Below are 21115 nucleotides of genomic sequence, written 5' to 3' on the forward strand. Positions count from 1 at the left end.
ACTCGGCACCGACCGAATCAACTGGAACGGAGGTCGCCTGAAACAAGCCGATCCACAGGTATTGACAATTCCTCTCCCGTCTGGCGCAGTTCCATCTCCAGGATCGGACGGTGCGATGGTGGTCATCGACGAAGCCAGCCGCAACATCTACGAGTTCTGGCAAGCCAGGCAGTCCGGCGCCTCGTGGGTGAGCTCATGGGGTGCGGTGAACAGCCTCGACGGATCCGGCTGGGGCGGAGCCAGTACCGGTTCGGGCGCATCGCGACTCGCCGGAGTCATTCGGGTCGCCGAGATTCAACAGGGCAGCATCACCCACGCCTTGGCACTGCAGACCGACAACGTCTGCGCATCTATATATCGCGCCCCCGCACTCAAGACCGACGGGAATTCGACCGCAACCAATTGCATACCCGAAGGCGCGCGCGTACGGCTGAACCCATCGGTCAACCTCGCGTCATTGAGTCTCACGCCAGCCGAACGTACCGTCGCCACTGCGCTGCAGACCTATGGCGCCTACGTGATGGACAGGGGCGGATCGTCGATCAGCGTAAGCTTCGAGCGGGACACCACGGCGGCCGCGAATTCGATCGGTGCCGTATACCAGTCCGCTGGCTTGCGGTGGGACTACGACAGCATGCCCGACATCCCATGGAGCAGTCTGCAAGTGCTGGCGAGCTGAACCCGTATCGGTTCGCAATTTCGTGCTTCGCGCGACGTCGACTAGGAACAGTCCGCCTACGCTCAGGTGACCAGGCCTCTTCACGGCCGTTGATCCCATGGTCCGGACGAATCAGCCGCGCCGAGGCGCAGCCTATCTACGTGACCGGCAGTGATGGTCGCCAGCGCGGTCTCAGCAAAAGCGAGTACCAGATTGTGCGCTGCACGTCGCCGCCGCCGCCGTCACGCCGACCAACAGGTCCGATTGAAATCAAACTGACGTCCTAGCAAATAAATACTCATGGTCTGATTTGGCTGCGTACTGCACACTTCTCGTCATCTACGTCAATTTCTCAAATTATGGCGAATATTGTTGTGGCGCAGCGTGGTTCAGACTTTTGGAATTGTTTGCGAATCTCGATACACCACCGTCAATGCTCGCCATCATCGTTGCGACAACTGCGGACCTCGTAGCTCAAAACCGCATGCAGCGTCGAAAGGCCGGGCAAATGGACATCGGATTGGGCATCGGACGCGTAGGGGCATTGGCTGTTGCGCTCGGGGTCGGTATGGCCATCGCCGCCGTGCCGGGTATCGCAACGGCAGAGACCGATTCGGGTGCGACATCGTCGAATCCGCCCAAATCCGCATCCGTCGGCGCGCCGACGACAAGCAGCCAGAGGGTCGGGGCACCCAATAAGACTCACACCCCCGCCAAGCGGCGGCCCGGGCCCCGCGGCGCCGGCAGTGCCCCAAAAGGCCACGACGACGATTCGCCGAGCAGTCGACCGGTGGTGAACTCGACCGCGTCCACGCCGTCGCGAGATGGCAGTGCCGCCCCGCGCCCGGCAGCGGCTTCAGCCGCGGCCCGGAAGTCCTCCGCCGCTGCGGCGCCCCCAGCACCATCGCCTGTCGTGGCCGGAGGCGCCAACATCGACCGACTGGCCGTCTCGCACTACAACACCTCTCTGACAACAACCACGCCGCTCACAAATCTGAGCGCGGGGACTTTGACTGTCGGCCCCACCGCACCAATGGACACACCACTCGTACCGCTCGACTCGGCTGCGCAGTTGGGCCTGCTGGCCTGGACGCGTCGCCAACAGACTCAGACGGCGGCGACTACCGTCGCCGCAACGGCCGCAGTTCGACCGTTGACCGCGGTGGCGGTCACGGCTCCGCCGACGGCATCACCCACGCAGACGTCGCCGAACCCGACTACGGGCGTGGTGACTGGATCGATAAACGGCACAGACACCGCCGGAAACACGTTGAGCTACAAGCTTTCCGGCCAGACAGCGAGCAGCGGAGCCGTTGTGGTTGACGCCGCGACGGGCGCATTCACGTACACGCCGAGTCTGGCCGGCCGAGTGCTCGCCGGACTTGCGGGCGGAGCCACCAAGGACACCTTCACAGTCGCCGTCAGCAACGCCTCCACCTCGACATCGGTAACCGTCACCGTGCCAGTCTTACCCGCGACCATTGTCCCGTCGGCAACGCCCACCACCGTGGGCACCGGCCCGGTCGCGCTCGCAGTATCCGGCACCAAGGTGTATGCCGCCAATTCGGGCAGTTCCACATTGTCAGTGATCGATCGGACCACCGGCGCGGTGACCAGCATCCCGGTTGTCGGCTCGCCTTCGGCGATTGCGCTGAGCAGCGATGGCAGCCGCGCGTATGTGGCCGGAAACGGCGCAGTGTCGGTGGTCAACCTCACCACGAACTCCGTTGTGGCGACGGTGAATACCGGAGGTGGAACGGCTTACGGCATCGCGTTGTCCGCGAATGGTCAACGCCTGTACACAAGCAACTCGGGAACCAATTCGGTAACCGTGATCGACACCTCGACAGCGACCCCGAAGGTGCTGAGCACGATTTCGGTTGGTAAAAGCCCGCGCGCGATGGCGCTCTCGGCCGACGGAACCCGGCTGTATGTCGCAAATTGGAATTCCAAGTCGGTCTCGGTGGTCGACACCGGAACGAACAAGACGGTGGCCTCGATTGCCGTGGGCAGCAACCCCTTCGGAGTGGCTGTCTCGGCCGACGGCCGCCAGGTGTACGTCACGAACAACGGCAGCAACTCGGTGTCGGTGGTCGACACCGTGGCAGCGCGGTCGGTGTCGACCATCCAGATGGGTAGCAAGCCCCTCGGTCTCGCTCTGAGCCCCGACGGCACCATGCTGTTTGCTGCCAATGCCACAGACACGGTGTCTGTGATCAACATCAGCACCAACAGGGTGGTGGGCGCTCTCACCATCGACAGCGCGCCAGAGTCGAACTGGCACGGCATCGCATCCGGCCCGGATGGCCGGCAGCTCTACGTGTCCGATATGGCCGACAACGCTGTCCGGGTGCTGAACCTCAACAGTCCGCCCGTTGCCGGAGTTCCCACGGTGGGCACACCCGACCCGGCCAGCGGTGCAGTCAGTGGCACGCTGAACTTCGTTGATCCCAACAACAATTCGCTCACCTATAGCATCACTCAGCCCACTGCCGGCGTTGTCACGGTCACTTCGGCGGGCAACTACACCTTCACCCCGACATCTGTTGCCCGAATCGCCGCCGGACAGGCTGACGGGGCCAAGACCGCGGTGTTCGCTGTTACTGCCAGTGATGGCAGCCTGTCGGCCACGGTGTCGGTGTCAGTGCCTATCCTCGCCACGACCACCCCGACGACACCGACTGTGCCGGAATTCAATTCAGCGACCTGGCTCTGGAACGCGATATCAGGCGGAGCGGTACTCAACACCAATTCGGCAGCGTGGGCCGCTGCGATTTCGGGGGGTCAGCACGTCTTCGACATCAACGCCTACAGTGTCAGCGTGGTCGAGGCATCTCAGGTCACGGCCAACACGCCCCGCTACACCATCCAGTTCACCAATGCCCCGGCCTGGGGGCCCAGTCCGTTCGGGACGTATCAGGTTCCGATTCCGCTCGGCACCCCCGTTCCTACGGGCAGCGACGGTCATCTCGTCGTGGTCGACCCAGTCACCAACATGGTATTCGGCCTGTGGCAGGCGAAGTACAACGCAACGTCGAATACCTGGTCGGCATCGTGGGGCGGCATGACTTCGTTGACCGGCAACGGGATTGACACGTCCGGTTCGGCCACCGCCACCGGGTTCTCGCGGCTGGCGGGAATCGTCATGGCCGACGAGTTCAGCGCTGCGGCGGCGAACAACACCGGTCTCAACCATGCGTTGTTCTTCTCGTCGTCCTTTGCGGCGAATTCCTACGTCTACCCAGCCGTGAAATCCGATGCGTTGGCGTCGACGCCGCTCATTCCCCAGGGAACCCGGTTCATCCTCGACCCGTCGATCAACGTCGATGCGATTCCGGGAATTACGGCCGGAGAGAAGGTCATTGCTAAGACCTTGCAGACGTACGGCGGGTATATCGGGGATGCCGGCGGCGCTCCCCTGGCGCTGATCGGCCAACTGGACCCCGGAAATGCGGCATACACCGGAGCCGGCATCGCATGGGACTACTACAACATGAGTCACATCCCGTGGACATCACTGCAATTCCTGGCCACGTGGAACGGCGCCAGCCCGGCATGAGGGATCCGGCGCGATGCGACTGGGAGTGACGGCTGACTGATCCCATCATGGTTGAGCGGGTGTCGCGGTGGGCTTCGTCTGCAGCACCAACCAGCACGCTGCCACCGCGACGACGAACTGGATGGCAAGAAACGTGCCGAGAGACGTCGGCCCGACGACGCTGAACTCATGATGAAGCGAGCCGATGGCCAATAGGCCCACCGTGATCAGGATTCGGCTCCGCGGCATGTCACTGCGGTGTGCAAGACCCAGCAGATCGGCAGCAGCGCACGACAGCGGCAACAGTGCCAACGCGGCCAAGCGCTGTTCATTGTGTGCGAACCCGGTCCAGGCCGGATCGATCATCAACGGCTGAACTACCAATGACGCTGCGACAACCAGTGAACCCCAGCACCGGAACGTCACACGGCGCCACCCGAGGCTGATGACGAGCACGATGATCAGGGCGACAGGCACGATCAACGGGGCCATGGTGCGCGCAGCGTGGGTGATCAGTTCTGAAGCGGCAGCGGGTAAGTCGGCGATTCGTTTCAGGACTGAGTCGTGCAGGAGGGACGGCTCGTAAGGGATGGTGAAGCGAGCGGTAAACGCTCTGACTCCGCTGTAGAGCGCCGTGGTCAAGACGACCGCGACGGCAGCGATCGTGACGCGCACGCGGATCGATACCGATGACCGCCAGGCCGGATCCAGCAAGACCCACAGCGCCAACACCGGTGCGACACCGATCGCGCTCTGTCGCCCGAGAACCGCGACGACCAGGCCGGCCAACACCTGAGGTACCCGTCTGCTGCGAACGCCGTAAAGGCTCGCACCCAGCCCGATCACAAATACCAGATCGCCCAGCATGCTCGTCTGGATGAGGTAGGGCCGCAGGGCATACGGGCTGAGAGCCAATAAGCCCGCGGCAATGCTGAATTCGCCCAACGAGCAACTCTGAAGCAGCGCAAGAATCACCGCACCGAGGACCACGAGCACCCCCGCGAGGGCTACAGCGTATGCCGCGCCGAGCGGCAGCCCCGTGGCCCAGGAAAACAGCCCGACGGTGTAGTGGACGACAAATCGGCCGGTATAGGCCGAGCCGATGTGGCCATGGGGCAGATGGGGTGCCGCGCTCGCGATCTCGCGGTAGTCGATCGAATCGTGGGTCGGCGGTGCGCCGAGAGCGGAGTTGCTGACCAACAAGAATCCGGCAAACGCCACGAGGATCCAGAGCCGTGGATTCAGTCGGGTACTCAAGCGTCTTCTTTCCAGCGAACGTGCAAGGACTCAATCAACTGCCGTGCCACCACCGACCCCGGTCCGGGTTGAGCACCCCGCGCCAAGGGGTCGGCCCGGATAGCTCCCGGAAACGTCGAACCGAGGACGTGCGGGATGCGGCGCTACGTTTGCTGAAAATGCCACATCACGACAAAACATACCATTCGTTCGTTGTCTCGGCACTCCGCGTCAACAGCGGACAGCGACGTCCGAATCGCCCCGGCAACGGAGCTCTGATCGGTCGACGCGAGTTGGCGACGCCGGTGCGGCAGAATGCCAAGCTGGCGACCGGGACCGGCCGGGAGGCAGCTGATGTCGCCGTGCAGGAACACTTGCGCGTATCGCCACAGCTTTGCGGCTAGGTTGTTGTTACCGATGATCGGCCGGCGTTACTCGCCTTGAGCCCCACCAGTCACGAAAGGCCTCCCAAATGACCCGTGCTGCGAACGATGCCACGGCGGTCGGGACCGCCACCGTGTTGCTCAGCCTGGTCGCGGTGTCGCTGGCCGGGTGCGCACCCACGCCGCCACCGGCCTCCGACGGCAAACCAGGGCCCCACCAGATCACGGTGGCTGCAACCGATCATGAATGCACGCTGTCAAAAACCTCGACCGAGACGGGCCGGACCGACTTCGTTGTCACGAACAACGGCACCAAAGTGACCGAGTTCTACCTGTACGGTGCCGGCGCCCGGGTGCTGGGTGACGTCCACAACATTCAGCCGGGGCAGCAGCGAAACCTGTCCGTGGCCCTGAACGAACCCGGCTACTACTTCACGGCCTGCAAGCCCGCACTGATCGGCGACGGCATCAGCGCCGATTTCAAGGTTGACGGAAACCCCATTGCCGCGGACCGACAGGACGAGGCCGAGCAGAGCTACAAGCGATACGTCAGCAACCAGACCGGCGCCCTGGTGACCGCCACAGCGGCCCTTGTCGGCGCCGTCAAGAAGGGGGACGTCACCGGCGCTCAGGACCTGTACCCAACGGCACGGACGTACTACGAGCGCATTGCGCCTGTCGCACAGCGGTTTCCGAACAACCTCCAGACTCGGATCGACCTCGGCCCGGCCGAAGTGCATCCAGACGACAAATGGACCGGCTTCCACCGGCTGGAAAGGGATCTCTGGCTGAGCGGCCTACAACCTGATACCAACGCGGTGGCCGACAAGTTACTGGCCGACGTCAAAGAGCTCGATTCGGGTCTGACGAGTCCGGAATGGGCAGTCAGCGCCGACGAGGTGGTTCACGGCGCCCAGACCGTGCTGGCGACATTGGCCAAGGAAGCCATCACCGGTGGCGGTGAGATATTCAGTCACACCGATTTGTGGGACGTTCAGGCCGGCGTGGACGGTTGCCGCGTCGGGGTGGGTTCGGTACGGCCGGAAGTCGACCAACGTAGTCCCGAGCTCGGCAAGCGCATCGACCAGGCGTTTGCCAACGTTCAAGGATTGCTGGACAGACTGCAGTGGAACGGCGGCTTAGGCTTCGGACCCTACGACAGGGTGGCAGAGCCCCAGCGGCAAGAGCTTTCGCGCGCGATCGACGCGTTGAACATCGAGGTCGGCCAAGTGCCCAGCACTGCCGCCTCGCGATGAGCGCTGTCGGTGACCACCGCGATTACCGGCCTATTGCGAAAGCCTGGTCGTAGCAAGCGAAGACGGCGTCGCGCGCGTACATCGTGCCGAATTGTCCACGGGCGCCCTCCGATACCGCGCGGTTGCGTGCAGGATCAGTCAGGTCACAGAGGGCCTCGGCGAACTGCTCGGCCTGATCGGCCACCAGCACCCCGTGTTCCGTGCCGGTGGCGAACCCATCGGCACCGATATTCGTGGACACCACAGGCAATCCCCGGCCCAGCGCTTCGATGACTTTGAGTTTGATACCTGATCCGAACCTCAGGTAATTGACCAAGCCTGCCGCCGATGACAGGACCTCGGTGAGATCGGCGACGTATCCCTCCAGCGTCACGGACTCGCCCTGCCGCCCCACGATTTCGGCCAGCTCCGGTCCGCAGTCTCGCCCGATGATCCGCAGCCGCGCTTTCGGCATCCGGCCCAGCACCAAAGGCCAAACGTCAGTCAGGAACGCACGCACGCCATCCTCGTTGTGCGGTAGTGACAGCAACCCGACAAACACGAATTCCGGAGCTCCACCGTATTGGCGCGCACGGTACGGCGGCGGCTTGACCAACGGAGGCACCGCCATCACGTCGGCAGTTCCGCGGTGCGCGACTCGAGCCCGCAAGCGGGCTGCTTCACCGTCGTTCACCAGCAGATTGCGACGAAACCGCAATGCCGCGCGATCCTCGCTGCGCCGAGCCAGCAAACCTTCCATTCGCAGAAGCATCCGCTGCGGCAACTTGCTGTCGGCCAGCGGCCGCAATGGGCCGGGCACATGCTGCTCGAAATTGCCGAGCGGCCGGATCGTCACATCCGGGTACCGATTGCCCGCATCGAGCATCGCTGCGTATCGCTCGGAAAATAGGTCATCCAAATAACACAATTGCCAATCAGCACGCGCCGCATCGGCATACTGCGCCATGCGAATCGTGTCATAGATTTCGAAATCAGGGCCGATGCGGGCTATCGCTGCAGCTACTGCGCGTGCCACATCTGGTGAATACAGCAAAGATTCCTGTAGGGTCGATCGTCCAAACGGAAGGCGGGTGGACACCGCAGTCAGCGCCGCCCTTCGGCTCGGGCGCGGCAGTGGATGCAGGGTGACCGGAAACGCCTGCTGGGCGCGACCGCCGACGAGCAGGTAATGCACGTTGCCCGCGCCGAACCGCTCGCGGAAATACTCCAGGAAACCCGCCAGCACCACCTTCTTGCCGGCATCGGTCGGATACGGATCGACGGCACTGACCAGAGTCACCGACACCACAGCACCTGCCTCGATTCGCTACGCCGCCCCTACCCAACACCAGCAGCGGAAGTGTTCCCCACCTTACGGCGGTAGCCTGACACAAGCACCGCAAGGATGCAGTTTAAGCAAACATGTAGATGATCGACCAGCGCACAGAAAGTGGGTCCCCGACGGCGAAGTCTTCGACTCCTCCGAATACACTGACCACACGCCGGAGGATAGCTCGTCCCCAAATCGCGCTAGACAGTCTCAGCGCTTTTGAATGGAGTGATCGAAGTGATGGGACGCCACACGTCTGCGCGAAGGGTCGCAGCACCGGGGCTGTCAGAAAATTCGGCGACCGTCAGGGAAAGTGTGACGGAACCAGTCTCGGCCGATCCGCCGGAAGACACATTTCCGGAGTCCGCGGCAGCCAAAGCGGCGAATCTTGGCAAACAGACGATCTGGAACTACCTCGTCTTTGCGGTGAGCAAGAGCTCCACGCTGTTGATGACGATCGTCGTCGCCCGCCTGCTCACTCCCGAGGAATTCGGCGTCTTCGCCTTGGCGTTGTTGCTGGTCAACCTATTCGATTACGTCAAAGATCTCGGCGTCGGCCCAGCGCTGGTGCAGGTTCACCACCCGTGGAAACGAATCGCCCCGACCGGATTGACCCTTTCGATCGGAATAGGCGCCATCACCGGTGCACTTCTCGCCGCGACGGCGAGCAGCACCGCACGCCTGCTTCACCACCCAGACATCGCGCCGCTCATTCAGGTCCTTGCTGTCGCCCTAGGGATTTCGGCACTCGGCGTCGTCCCACTGTCTTGGATGCGACGCGATTTGAGCTTTCAGCGACGCTTGATGCCGGAGTTCGTCGGGGCCGTTGTCAAGACAGCGTTGACCATCTGGTTCGCGGCGACCGGCCACGGCGTATGGAGCCTGGTCTACGGCCAGATTGCCGGTGTCTCGATCACCACGGTCATGTACTGGTGGAGCGCTCCGACCTTCATGGCGCCGCGATTCCAATTGAGTGAAGCACGGGCGCTACTTCGATTCGGCATCCCGGTAACCGGAGTCACACTGCTCGCGTACGCCATCTACAACGTCGACTACCTGGCCATCGGAACCCGGCTCGGCACAACCGAACTCGGCCTCTACACACTGGCGTATCGAGTGCCCGAGCTGGTCGTGCTCAGTCTGTGCTCGGTCATCAGCGATGTGCTGTTCAGTTCGATGTCGCGCCTGCAACACGATCGGCGGGCGATGTCGGCGCAGTATCAGAAGGCGTTGAGTGTGGTTGTCGCACTGACAATCCCGATGGGCATCGGCCTGGCCGCCACAGCGCGACCGTTACTGGAAACGATGTACGGCACACGGTATGCCGCCGCCACGCATATCCTTGTGGTGCTGGCGTTGTACACCACGGTTTACTCGGCTTCCTTTCATGCGGGAGACGTCCTCAAAGCGGCGGGCCGCCCCGGCCTGCTGACAGCCATCAATGCTGCCCGGCTCGTGCTGCTGATCGGGCCCGTCTGGTGGGCTGCGGGCCACAGCGCCACGTTGGTGGCCGTCGCGCTTCTCAGCGTGGAAGTCGTGCATTTCGTGATCCGAATGATCGTTGTTCGCAAGGTGATTCCCCTAGGGTGGGCATCGGTTCTCTCGGTGATCGGCCGCCCGTTGGCCGCGGCTGTCCCGATGGGCGCCGCGCTATTCGGTATCGACGCTCTGCATATCCGTCTACCAGCACCGATCCAGCTTGCCGTTCTGGTTCTACTGGGCATGATTATCTATGCTTCGGCATTGTGTCTCACCGCACCTCAGCTGGTTCGGCCAGTCGTCAACCGGCTGGCGATAATGATTCGAAAGGGCCATCCATGAGTCGTCCGAAACGCCTGTGGCTGAACCCGCTTGTCGCGATCCTCGCGATCATCGGCGGGGTCCTGGGCGGAGTCGCCGGCACCCAATTGCTAAATTCAGCGACCTATCGCGCGACTGCACAGGTGGCCCTGGTTCCCGGGCCCGACTTGACGACAGCGGATTCGTCGGCCTATTGGGAGGTGCTCACTCAGGGACAGGTTCCGCGCACGGCGGCGACGGTCTTGTCCGATCCACGTTGGCAGGCAGGCGCCGCCGCAGCAGCGGGCGTCGACCCGTCGAAGCTGACGTTGTCCGCAGGCGCGGTACCGGAGACAACCATCGTGTCGATCACGGCCGACGCACCGTCGGAACACGCGGCGCAAACCGCTGTTGCCGATCTGCTCGAAAAAGCCACGCCTGAGGTCAAGGCGGTTTCGGCACCGTTCCAGCTCCGCGTGATCTCGCCGCCTAGCGCGGTGGAGATGGCGACGTCACCGATCCAGCTGATCCTGATCGGCGCCATCGTCGGCCTCATCGTCGGCGCCGTGGTCGGTATCGGGGTGACATGGCTACGCGCGCGCCGCGGCACCGCGTAACCGAGGCCTGGTCCACGCGGTGGATCGTCGGCGTCCTCGTGGTCATGGTGGTCATGGAGATCGCCAACATTTCCGAGGTCGCTGCGCAGTACACAAAACCCCCGCTGTTCAAGACCAGCATGGCGTTGGGTGCGGTCGCGGTCGTTTTCGCCCTACGTGATACTGAATCCCGAGCACGACTCAATCGCTGGACAGCCATCGGTGTGGCCCTCGTCGGCGTGTACCTGGCCGGTCAACTGATCGCGATGGTGGGCACTGTAGACCTGACCGCATCACAAGGCGTCTTATGGCGATCCGTGGTGGATTTGGTCTATCTCCTGATCATCCTCGTACTCACCCAAGCCACCGGTAAGCCGTGGACTGTGGCGATGGCGGTGGCCGCCACCCTGGCGGTGCTGTCGATTCTGACGATTGTCAATTACCTGAGCGGCGGACATCTGACGTTCGGTGGGCTCGCTTCAATTTCGCAAGCACAAGGGCAATTGATCACAACCCAGCGTTTCGGCGGCCCCTACGGTGACTCGAATTTCTGGGGCCGCCTGTTGGTCCTCGGCCTTCCCATGGGCTGGGCATTGGCACAGCGCAGTCGCCTCGCCGGCAACCAGTTGCTCAGTTTGTTCTGGCTGTTCACCACCGTACCCATGGTGATCGCCGTCTACCTCACGCAATCGCGCGGCACGTTGCTGGTGGCTGGTCTCGCGGTGGTGTTGTGGTTCATCGCTTCGGGCAAGCCGGCCAAGCTCGCATTGATTCCCCTTGCCATCGCAGTGGCGTTTGTAATTCCTGGCATCGGCAACCGCATCATCGCGCTGGGAAGCGACTTGTTCAGCGCCGACCGTAAGTACGATATCGATCCGTCTGTACTCGGCCGCCAAGCATCACAAGAAATGGCCTGGCAGATGTTTCAGCAACGGCCCGTCTTCGGTTTCGGACCGGCTACGTTCGGCGGCCAAGTCCCCTTCTACACCGACAGAGTGTCTACCGCGGTTCACGAAGGACTCGTGGCCCCGCACAATCTGTATGCGCAACTGCTCGCCGAATCCGGCGTCGTCGGCCTGATCACCTGGCTGATCATGCTGGGTGGCGTGTTCACGATCCTCGCACTGCGGATCTCTTCGGACCCCATTTCGGTGGATCGGGCACTGGCAGCGGCGACGCTGACCGGCGTCGTCACTTGGTCGGTCGCCAGCATCTTCCTGCACCTCGCGTACTTCCGCTCGTTCGCGATCGTGTTGGCCCTGGCCTGCGCACTCGGGCCTGCCGAGCCGGTACCAACTGCGATCAAACGGCGGATGCTACGGACCACCGCAACGTGGATGGTCGCGGTGATCGCCGGCGCCGCAGCCGCCGGCGTCACCATGCTGACGAGGACCACGCCAGCAGTGCAGGCCGCCCAGAAGGCGATCGTGGTGCCCGCCGGCCGACTAGACGGGTGGTCCTCCTACGCCATGAACGTCCGTGCTCGCACAGCGTTCCTGCCGACGATGGCCGAAGTCATGCACAACACCGAAGCCCCTGCCAAGATCGACGTCGACCCGGTCCGCGGAATTTTGACCTTCACCGTCACGGGTTCCGACGGCGATGCCGCGAGACGAAACCTTGCCAACGCGCTGGCGGTGGCGCGTACCCGTATCGATGACAACGTTGGTCACATGCAGTACAGCATCGCGGCGATAACCGATGTACAGCTGGAGCCCGTATCTCTGCGGTCCAAAGTGACGATCGTCTACGCCGCGGTTTGGGGTCTGGTGATCATGGTGCTCACCCGACTCGCCATCGGTCTCCTTGCCCGCCGCTTCCGGGTCAGCAATCCCGAACTGCCGACCGAGGCTGAGCACGAGTCCGCTGGAGCACCAGCGTGACGGACAACCGCACGGTGCTGGTCGAATTTTCCCCGTCGGGCGGCCTCTTCCAATTCGCTGCCCAACTCGGGGCGGCGCTGGCGGACCGTGGCGAACACGTTGAGCTGTGGACCGGTCCGGACCCCGAAATCACCTCCGAGGAAGCCAGATTTCTGGTCCGCTCGGTATTGCCCACCTGGCACCCCAATGACAACGACGACGCCGGTGGCCGTTTGCACTACTTGTTACGCCGTGGCACGCGCGCGGGTCGGCTTGTCCTGGCCTGGCTGACGCTGGCGGTCAAGCTGCGCCGGCGGCCGCCGCGCGCCGTGCTGTTCTCGCAGTGGCGGTTCACCTTCGAACCGTGGTTCGTCGTCGCAATCTGCAAGCTGCTGCCGCGCACAGTGTTCGCGATAGTCGCCCACGAACCGCTCCCCCGATCCGACGCGAAGGACACCAGCACCCCGAAGCAGGGACACCTGCTGCAGGCATCGTTCGCCGCCGCGTGGCGGCACATGGACGCTGCCTTCGTTCTCGGTCCGCGGACCCGGCAGATCGTCATGGAACATTGGCGGCCCAGCTGCGACGTCGTCGTCATTCCGCACGGCGACTCAGGCGTGATCAATCGAGGCCGCCCCGTGGTACCGGTCACCCAAACGGAACCGATCGCGCTGTTCTTCGGCACCTGGACCACCTACAAAGGCATCGACGTCCTGATCGAGGCCTTTCGCCGGGTCAAGACCGGCATGCCGACCGCCCGCCTGGTCATCGCGGGGGCGATCGGTGCCGACGTGAACGGCCCCGAACTGATTGCCAAAGCTGCAGCAGTCGGCGCGGAAACCCGTCCTGGCTACTGCGCGATGGATGAAGTGCAGAACCTCTTCGACTCCGCCAGGGTTGTTGTCACGCCCTACATCCGAGCCAGCGCAAGCGGCGTCGCGCACCTCGCGTACACGTTCGGTCGTCCGGTCATCGGCACCACCGTGGGCGATCTACCGGCCGCTATCGAAGACGAAGTGACCGGCCTGCTCGTGCCTCCGAACGACCCTGCGATGCTCGCCACAGCAATCCTCAAATTGTTGCAGAATCCCCAGTCAGCGGCCACACTCGGGGAGGCCGGGAGAGCCGCTGTGCAACGTTCCTGGGCTGTCGCAGCAGCCGCGATCAGCAATGAATTGACGGCGGCCACTGAACTGATCGGGTCGACAGAATGCGAGCCATGAGGACCAAGCGATTGCGACGGCGGGCCGCCGCCATCGGCATCGGAGTAGCGGTGGCGAGTCTCGCCACGACCCCGATCACCTCGCATGTCACAGCAAGTGCATCAGATTTTGCCCAGCCGTTTGCTGCGGACAGCCCGTTCCGAACGCTCATCCCGGCCGATGCTCCTGTCGACCCCAATAGCGCCGCGATGATCAGTGCCGTGGCCTGGGACCACAGCGCGAATGCTTCGACCATCGAATTCGGCATACCGATATATACCGCCGGCCCGAGAACGCCCCGATACACCGTCCCGTGCACCATCCCCGAATGGGGTCATTGCCCGTTCGACGGCCTTCAGGTACCGATCCCCGACGGGGCGCGACCGCAGGAGGGCTCGGACGGCGCCATGGTGGTGATTGACCCGGCATCCCGGACCATTTTCGAGTTCTGGCTCGCGAAGCCCGGCAACGGTTCGTGGACGACCGGGTTCGCCGCCGTCAACAGCCTCGACGGCTCCGGCTGGGGCGGCGCCAGCACAGGTTCGGGCGCCTCCCGGTTGGCTGGTGTGGTTCGCGTCGCAGAGATCGCGCAGGGCTCGATCCCCCATGCGCTCGCGATGCAGAGCTACAACGTATGCGCCAAGGTCTTTCGCCCACCGGCGTTGAAGACCGACGGCCAATCAACAAAGTCCGACTGCCTGCCCGAGGGCGCCAGGGTTCAGCTGGACCCGAGCCTGGATTTGGGCAGCCTGAACCTTACTCGTGCGGAGCGCCTCGTCGCCGAGGCTCTGCAGCGATACGGCGCCTACATCATGGACGTCAGCGCATCCGCCCTCAGTGTCAGCTTCGAACGCGATGACTCCGCCGCGCCCGGAACTGTTGGGGAAACATACGCGGCAGCCGGACTGCAATGGGATTACGACGGAATGACGAATATCCCCTGGAAGAAACTACGGGTACTCAAATGAGGCCGATTCGGGTGCTGACCCTGATCGATGGATTCCGGATGGGTGGCGCCGAAACGCTGCTGGCGCACTTGGCCGTCGCCATGCGCGACACCGAGGTCGAGATGGACGTCGTCGGCCTCGATCGTGCCTCGGTCAACGCCGAGAAGACGATGGCGATCCTGTCCGAAGCCGGCGTGCACCCTCACTCGCTGGGTGTACGCCGATTGCTGGATCCCACCGGTATTCCCCGCCTGGTGCGCGAGATCCGCAGGGGTGACTACGATCTCGTGCACACGCACCTTGAAATGGCGGCAACCTTCGCGGTGCCGGCAGCGAAGCTGACCGGCCGTCCGGTGGTATGTACGTTCCATCACGTCACGCAGCGCTGGCCCGGCCGCGCGCACTGGCGCGAGCAGATCGCGGCTGAAGCCGCGACGCTTGGCGATCGAGTGCTGTTCGTTTCCGACGCCAGCCGTACATCGTGGGCAGACGTGCACCGCCGAGGGCGCATCCCGAGAAACTGGGATGTGCTGCACAACGGAATCGACGTAACCAACTTTCAGCCCGGGGAGGTCAAGCCCGCGGTTCGCGCGGAATTGGGCGGTGGCCCCGCGCCGCTCGTCGTGTTACCTGCAGCGTTCCGCTTTTTCAAAGGCATCCCGGTGGCAATAGAGGCGTGGCCGCAGGTTTTGCGCAAACACCCCGACGCAATTCTTTCACTCGTCGGCGGTGGGCCCGACGAGGCCGCATTCCGGAAATTGGTCAGCGACGCCGACTTGGAGCAGTCGATCGTGTTCGCCGGCGTTCGGTCAGACATGCCGGACGTCTACCGCGCTGCCGATGTTGTGCTGCTGCCATCGACGTTCGGCGAGAATCTGCCCACTGTCCTGATCGAGGCGTCGGCGTCGGGTAAGGCCATCGCGGCATCACGCATCGGCGGCATCCCCGACATCATCCTCGATGAAGGAACTGGGCTGCTGTTCGAGCCCAATGAACCGGCAGCCCTGGCCGCTGCGGTGAATCGACTACTGGACAATCCTGACTTGCGAAAAACGCTGGGCCAAAACGCAATCGAGCGCGCGCGCAACGAATTCTCGTCAAGTTCGTGGGCCCGCCGACTCAGCAACCTCTACTCTGATCTGGTTGAGCGTAAGCGTTGAGCGCCAAGGCGATCGACTACCTGGTGTCGCGATTTCCGATCATTTCGGAGACATTCATCGTCCGCGAGCTCGACGCCCTCGCAACCGGGGACGAGCGGGACGTCGGGCTGCGGTCGTTGTTCCCGTCTCCTGACCCACAGGTCCACGACATCGCGCGGCCATGGGTCGACAAACTGGCGCAGCCGGGCATGGGGCGAAGCATTGTCGGCCTGTCGTGGGCACTCCTGCACCACCCGCTGATCACCATGTCGATTCTGGCCGACATCGTGCGCGGCTACGGTCGACGGCCCGCATTGTTGCTGCGCGCCTTGGCTACCGTCCCGATCGCCACCGCTCATGCCCGAGAATTGCACGCATCCGGCGTGGCACGGCATATCCATGCGCACTACGCGACATATCCCGCCTTGGCCGCTTGGATCTGCTCACGCCTGGCTGGTGTGTCCTACAGCGTCACCGTGCACGCACACGACCTTTACGTGGACCAATCTATGCTGAGCCGCAAACTCGACGGCGCCGATTTCATCGTCACGGTGTCCGAGTACAACCGCCGTCTACTGTCGAAGTACACCGTCACCCCGGTGCAGGTGATCCACTGCGGAATCAACACCGCCGCATACCAATTCCGCCCCCGTACCATCCCGGAACGCGGCGCCATCAGGGCACTGTGTGTGGCCTCACTTCAGGAGTACAAGGGCCACGAGGTGCTCCTCCGCGCACTGTCCCTCGGCGGGCCCGGCGTCGATCGGATCGAACTCGATCTGATCGGCAATGGACCGCTGGACAATGAATTGCAGGCGCTGGCGGCACAGCTCGGTCTCTCAAAGCGCGTCCGGTTCCAAGGCGGACAGTCCGAGGCAGCAGTGAAGCAAGCGTTGGCGGACGCGGACTTGTTCGTGTTGCCGAGTATCATCGCAGCCAACGGCCAGATGGAGGGCCTGCCGGTCGCCCTTATGGAGGCACTCGCGAGCGGAATACCAACGGTGTCAACAAGTTTGTCGGGAATCCCGGAACTGGTGGTACCCGAACAGACCGGGCTGTTGGCAAGGCCGGCGGACGCACAGAGCCTGCGTGACACCCTGGAACGGCTGATCGCGTCCGGCCCCGTCCTCGATGACTACGCCCGCGCCGGACGCCGCCTCGTCGAACAGCAATTCGACATCGCCTCTACCACGGCAGTATTGCGGGCACTCTTCGCCAAGGTCTAGGCAGTTTATTGGCCCACAAGCCACCATCGCAGCTCACCGTGAGCTATTCTCGCGAGACCACACAGCGAATCCACTGAAAAGATCGGCCGGGTGTGCCGTGAGTGACGCTATTAATGTGCGGTCACGGGGCCACCGCGGCGCGCCGCCCCGCCGGCAATCCGGCGTGTTCGTCTTCCTCGACCACGACTCGCTCTGGCACAGTTTCCATCAAGTAGCGGCCCTGATCCGCCGCAACGGCATTCCATCCATCAGAATCACCACCGCCACGGCCGGCAGGCTCGAACGTCTTGTCCAATCGCTGCTCTATGCGCGGTGCTACTACCTGCCGGACATTCAGGAATTGGAACATCTACCGGAACTTCTCGAGCCGTTCACCGTGGCGCAGGTGTTCCTGACGGAACCCATGATGGTGGGCCTGCCCGACGATCTCTATGACAGCCTGCCGGCGGCAGTGGCCGACGATGTTCGACGCAGGGTGACATACAGTGACAAATCACGTGCCGCATCTTTTGCCGCCGCGTTGGGAATCGAGACTCCCCAGCAATTGGCGGCGTGCGCGGTCACGCCGACCGACGCGGCCGAGCAACTCGGTCTACCGCTCGTCGTCAAGACCAAGCTGGGAGCGTCAGGCGCGGGCGTGGTGATCGCGAGGACCATCGGCGACATCGAATCTGCCGTTGCCAGGTTGGATCTCGGAGGCGACTGCTTCTTCGAGCGATACGTCGCGGGTCAGATCGTGTCGTATGCCGGAGCGGTATTCCAGGGACAGATCGTCCAGGACATGACTCATCAGGCCGTCAAACTCCCCACCGATCCGACGTGTGCGCCACTGGCTTTCGAAGTGGTCAATGACGAAGTTCTGCTCAGCGTCGGCCGGGCGCTTTGTCAGGCGCTGAATCTCAGCGGGCCGATCAATCTACAGAGCATCCGTGATGCGGCCGGGAAACACTGGCTGATCGACCTCAACCTCCGGCCCTACGGCCCGATGCTTTCCTTTGAGCAGGACAAGGTCGATACCGCCGCTGCGTTTCTCTATGCCACCGCGATCAGCAGTGCGTGTCCTCGACAACGGACCGCGGTGCCGGGAACTCGAGTTGAGGCCTTTCCCTACGATGCCGAGAATCTCATCCGAGGCGGGCAGCCGTGGCGCGCCGTGGGCCTGTATCTTCTTCGTTCGTCGGCATTTTGGCGAATCCTTGGCGCAAATTATGTGCTGTACGTCTTACTGGCCGCTGCCGCTCATCGGGCTGACGCCATGCGGGCGCGTACGTGCAAGAAGAGCGGCTCCGCAATTGCGGAATTGACCGCGGCCGTCACGGCGACGCGGAAAATTCTCGTCGCGCCGCATCCACCAAGTACTTCCGCATAAATATTTGCAGTCCGCGATGTAGGACAGCGTGATCCCCGCCGGGCACGGCGGTCAGCTTCGGCGTCGACCCGCGACGTGCCAGTCGATTCGCCCCAATTGGGCCACGATGCGCCTGATACCACTCGTAGTCAGATGGGGACAAGACGAGCTCAGTACGCACACCCTTTTTCATAAGGGGAGTCATCAGCACTTCGGGAGCCTGCGTGTAACCCAAGTGTCCCAGAAGCAACCAGCCTGGATATGGCAGGTCGTCCCGTAGCAGTTTCTTGACGGTTTCCCACGTCCGCTGTCTCAGTCGCGGTGGGTTGTCGGGTGCCTCGGCCATGTATGCGAAGCGTTCGGCCACACCATCGACTCGCCGCCACGAATACAGCAGGAGATTCAGGAGCACCACCAGACGCACGCCATATCGCGAACCCGCGTACGCGGAATTCCATGCACCGGAGCAGATCCCAGTCATCATCAGGTTGCGAGACGGCACCCCCAGTGCATGGACGGCAGCCGTCACGTCAGATTGAGCGGCTGCTGAATGGATCCCGGTGTATTGGTCGTTCGCGATACCCGTCTCACCGACACCGCGGCGGTCGTAGCGCACCACGTTGACACCTAGCGTCGCCAGCTCCCGCGCTGAATCTGGCCAGATCCGCCCTGAGCCCACACGATGTTCGCAAGCCGTGTTGTGGATCAATACAGTGGGACCGTCCTCACGAGTTCCGGCGATTGCAGTTCTGATGCCAAACAACCGGTCAGGCCCGAGCTCGACGAACGACTCGACAATCTCCCGACCGTCGGGCAACACCTCGACGACGGCGGAACCCAGCAGGCCAGGACGAAACGGTACCGATTCCGACGCGCTGTTCGCATCCATCCACTTCTCGATCGCAGCCACCGTATCCGTCGGGATTTTGAAGAACACGCTTCGCGGCTCGAGAAACTCCGGTTGCCCAGAAATCACCTGCGCTTCGCAGGCCTGGACGTCGAGGCCGGCGAGCCGACGGTCACCGACATATTCCGGTCTGGTCAGCACCAGCAGGCGAGCAGCGTTGACCACACTCGGCATCTTCAAAGCGCTCAACTCAGCAGCAGCGGCGGACGACAACGGCATGCCGAGGAGTTGTACTGCGCCTACCTCGTCGGGCAGTTCGTCCGAGCCGCCATCGGAAACTGATACCCGGTAGAGCGACTGCTGTTCGCGCACATACCGACGACCATCGGTCACGGGGTCCCACAGGACCACGCACTCGAGCCCGGCAACCGACTCGGCGGCCACAGCCGCCAGCAGTGCGCCGGCTCGCACGCCGACGAGCGATACCCGCTGAACCCCAGCGGACCTCATGTAGTCGACCGCGGTTCGGACGCCCTCGACAAAGTCCGTCACAGCACTGTCGCGAGACTGCGCTCCGGTCGAGTCCCCGGTACCCGGGTAATCGAACCGCAACACCGCAAAACCCTTGGCGCACAACTCCTGCGCCAACAACTTCAACCCTCGATACGAATATAGCTGCTGCCTGCCGAGCGGCGGACAGATGATCACGCCCGCCCGCGCAGCTCCACCCTCAGGCGAATGCACAACGCCAAACAGTCGCGATCGCTCTGGTCCGAACCACGTCGGCTTCCCCCTCATGGCCGATTCCGGCCCTGTCTGCCCATCCACCGCGCCCCCGGTAACAAAAGTATTTGCCCAATCTACATGTATGTGCACACTATTGCGTCATCGCCGCCGTCTGTCGCGCACGTCCAACCCCCCGTTGCGAAGTGGACGAAATTGGGCTCGACAACACCAGTGTGCGCTTATGGACAGCAGTTTTAGCCAAATCGTGACTAGCCTGCCGCACCAGTTTCAACTCTCGGAACGTATTGTTTGGCGGCGAAAGCACGATGTCGCCCGGACCACAGTCCGCTGAACCCGGAACATTTGCCATCATCGACAATTTAGAGGGTTTGACATGACGACCAAGGGGCGGGGTGCAAAAACGTGGACGGCACTGACTCGAGCGGTGAGCATCGCGTCCACCGCGATACTGATCGCGCCGACGGCAGGTGCTGAATCGTCTTTCACGGGGGCCGCAGGCCGCCCATTCGCGAGCACAAGCGTGTGGAACAGCGCCATCACATCCAACCCGGCGTTGATAAGCAACTCCGCGGCCATCGTCGCCAGACTCAGCATCGGCCAGCACGTCGCCAATCTCAACGAGTTCGGAATACCGATCTACAACGCATCGGCCTCGTCGCCGGTCGTCTCCGTTCGATGCACACAAGCTTGGTGTCCATGCCCATTGCCCACCGCGGTGCGTCTACCGGCAGGTGCACTGCCCAACACAGGCAGCGACCATGCGCTGATCTCCATCGACTGGACCGCGAATCCCCCTGTTTCGTACGACTTCTGGGGTGCTGCGCAGCCGTCCGGCGGAACCATTTCGACCAGCTGGGGTGGCATCACGTACGACCTTGCAAACGGTTCGGGCATCGGGCCGGGCGGCGGCACAAGTGGATCCGCCACAGCCACAAACGTTTCGCGACTCGCCGGCGTCGTCAGGATGAACCGCCCCGAGTTTGATGCACACCTTCTTTCGAGGGAAGGTAGTTCGCATCATGCCGAAGAAGTACGACGAGGA

14 protein-coding genes and 1 pseudogene are annotated in these 21115 nt (G+C 63.1%); 12 read left to right on the forward strand and 3 right to left on the reverse strand.

Annotated elements, in window-relative coordinates:
- Both ACJH6J_RS28255 and ACJH6J_RS28260 read left to right on the forward strand, forming a co-directional pair.
- A partial coding sequence (locus tag ACJH6J_RS28255) for a hypothetical protein (protein ID WP_406804872.1) occupies positions 1–679 on the forward strand: 679 nt, incomplete at its 5' end.
- 289 nt (positions 680–968) lie between these two features.
- Entirely contained in the window at positions 969–4217 is a 3249-nt protein-coding gene (locus ACJH6J_RS28260) for a beta-propeller fold lactonase family protein (RefSeq protein ID WP_406804873.1), read from the forward strand.
- Between the two features lie 45 nt (positions 4218–4262).
- Here ACJH6J_RS28260 and ACJH6J_RS28265 read toward each other — a convergent pair whose 3' ends face one another.
- A complete protein-coding gene (locus ACJH6J_RS28265) occupies positions 4263–5453 on the reverse strand; it encodes a hypothetical protein (RefSeq protein ID WP_131808814.1) in 1191 nt (396 codons plus the stop codon).
- 451 nt (positions 5454–5904) lie between these two features.
- On the opposite strand from ACJH6J_RS28265, the gene efeO reads away from it, so the two are divergent.
- Complete coding sequence (gene efeO, locus ACJH6J_RS28270) at positions 5905–7071, forward strand: iron uptake system protein EfeO (RefSeq protein WP_082934829.1); 1167 nt, start codon at positions 5905–5907, stop codon at positions 7069–7071.
- Between the two features lie 22 nt (positions 7072–7093).
- Here the strand turns inward: efeO and ACJH6J_RS28275 are convergent, their stop codons facing one another.
- Entirely contained in the window at positions 7094–8356 is a 1263-nt protein-coding gene (locus tag ACJH6J_RS28275) for a glycosyltransferase family 4 protein (RefSeq protein WP_064860136.1), read from the reverse strand.
- Positions 8357–8695: 339 nt separating this feature from the next.
- On the opposite strand from ACJH6J_RS28275, the gene ACJH6J_RS28280 reads away from it, so the two are divergent.
- The 8 genes from ACJH6J_RS28280 (at position 8696) to ACJH6J_RS28315 (ending at position 18500) form a co-directional block, all read left to right on the forward strand.
- Positions 8696–10201: a lipopolysaccharide biosynthesis protein gene (locus tag ACJH6J_RS28280; RefSeq protein WP_064860124.1), complete on the forward strand. Its 1506-nt coding sequence runs from the start codon at positions 8696–8698 to the stop codon at positions 10199–10201.
- Positions 10198–10776, forward strand: coding sequence for a hypothetical protein (locus tag ACJH6J_RS28285; protein WP_406804874.1), 579 nt, complete (start codon positions 10198–10200; stop codon positions 10774–10776). Before ACJH6J_RS28280 ends, ACJH6J_RS28285 begins: the two co-directional genes overlap by 4 nt.
- Positions 10777–10829: 53 nt before the next feature.
- The gene (locus ACJH6J_RS28290) at positions 10830–12638 is read left to right on the forward strand and encodes an O-antigen ligase family protein (RefSeq protein WP_406804875.1); all 1809 of its coding nucleotides are present in this window, start codon (positions 10830–10832) and stop codon (positions 12636–12638) included.
- Entirely contained in the window at positions 12635–13840 is a 1206-nt protein-coding gene (locus ACJH6J_RS28295) for a glycosyltransferase family 4 protein (protein WP_082934830.1), read from the forward strand. Before ACJH6J_RS28290 ends, ACJH6J_RS28295 begins: the two co-directional genes overlap by 4 nt.
- Positions 13841–13890: 50 nt before the next feature.
- Complete coding sequence (locus ACJH6J_RS28300; protein ID WP_234789732.1) at positions 13891–14787, forward strand: hypothetical protein; 897 nt, start codon at positions 13891–13893, stop codon at positions 14785–14787.
- A gap of 11 nt (positions 14788–14798) precedes the next feature.
- The gene (locus ACJH6J_RS28305; protein WP_244872546.1) at positions 14799–15926 is read left to right on the forward strand and encodes a glycosyltransferase family 4 protein; all 1128 of its coding nucleotides are present in this window, start codon (positions 14799–14801) and stop codon (positions 15924–15926) included.
- Positions 15927–16171: 245 nt separating this feature from the next.
- Complete coding sequence (locus ACJH6J_RS28310) at positions 16172–17131, forward strand: glycosyltransferase family 4 protein (protein WP_406774595.1); 960 nt, start codon at positions 16172–16174, stop codon at positions 17129–17131.
- A gap of 97 nt (positions 17132–17228) precedes the next feature.
- Positions 17229–18500 carry a hypothetical protein gene (locus tag ACJH6J_RS28315; RefSeq protein ID WP_406774594.1) on the forward strand — a complete coding sequence of 424 codons (1272 nt, stop codon included), beginning with the start codon at positions 17229–17231 and terminating at the stop codon, positions 18498–18500.
- Here ACJH6J_RS28315 and ACJH6J_RS28320 read toward each other — a convergent pair.
- On the reverse strand, positions 18445–19974 hold the full coding sequence (locus ACJH6J_RS28320) for a serine aminopeptidase domain-containing protein (protein WP_234789599.1): 1530 nt from the start codon (positions 19972–19974) through the stop codon (positions 18445–18447). The two genes, ACJH6J_RS28315 and ACJH6J_RS28320, sit on opposite strands and share 56 nt — an antisense overlap.
- Positions 19975–20446: 472 nt before the next feature.
- On the opposite strand from ACJH6J_RS28320, the pseudogene ACJH6J_RS28325 reads away from it, so the two are divergent.
- Positions 20447–21115 (forward strand): annotated as a pseudogene (locus tag ACJH6J_RS28325) (hypothetical protein); the annotation flags it as partial.

Origin of the sequence: Mycobacterium sp. SMC-18 (assembly GCF_045310895.1) — a bacterium.
Taxonomy (GTDB): Bacteria; Actinomycetota; Actinomycetes; order Mycobacteriales; family Mycobacteriaceae; genus Mycobacterium.

Bases quoted from the DNA above. Each gene is read 5' to 3' on its own strand.
- ACJH6J_RS28290 (WP_406804875.1), top strand. From the start codon at position 10,830: ATGGAGATCGCCAACATTTCCGAGGTCGCTGCGCAGTACACAAAACCC.
- ACJH6J_RS28310 (WP_406774595.1), top strand. From the start codon at position 16,172: ATGTCGATTCTGGCCGACATCGTGCGCGGCTACGGTCGACGGCCCGCA.
- ACJH6J_RS28285 (WP_406804874.1), top strand. From the start codon at position 10,198: ATGAGTCGTCCGAAACGCCTGTGGCTGAACCCGCTTGTCGCGATCCTC.
- efeO (WP_082934829.1), top strand. From the start codon at position 5,905: ATGACCCGTGCTGCGAACGATGCCACGGCGGTCGGGACCGCCACCGTG.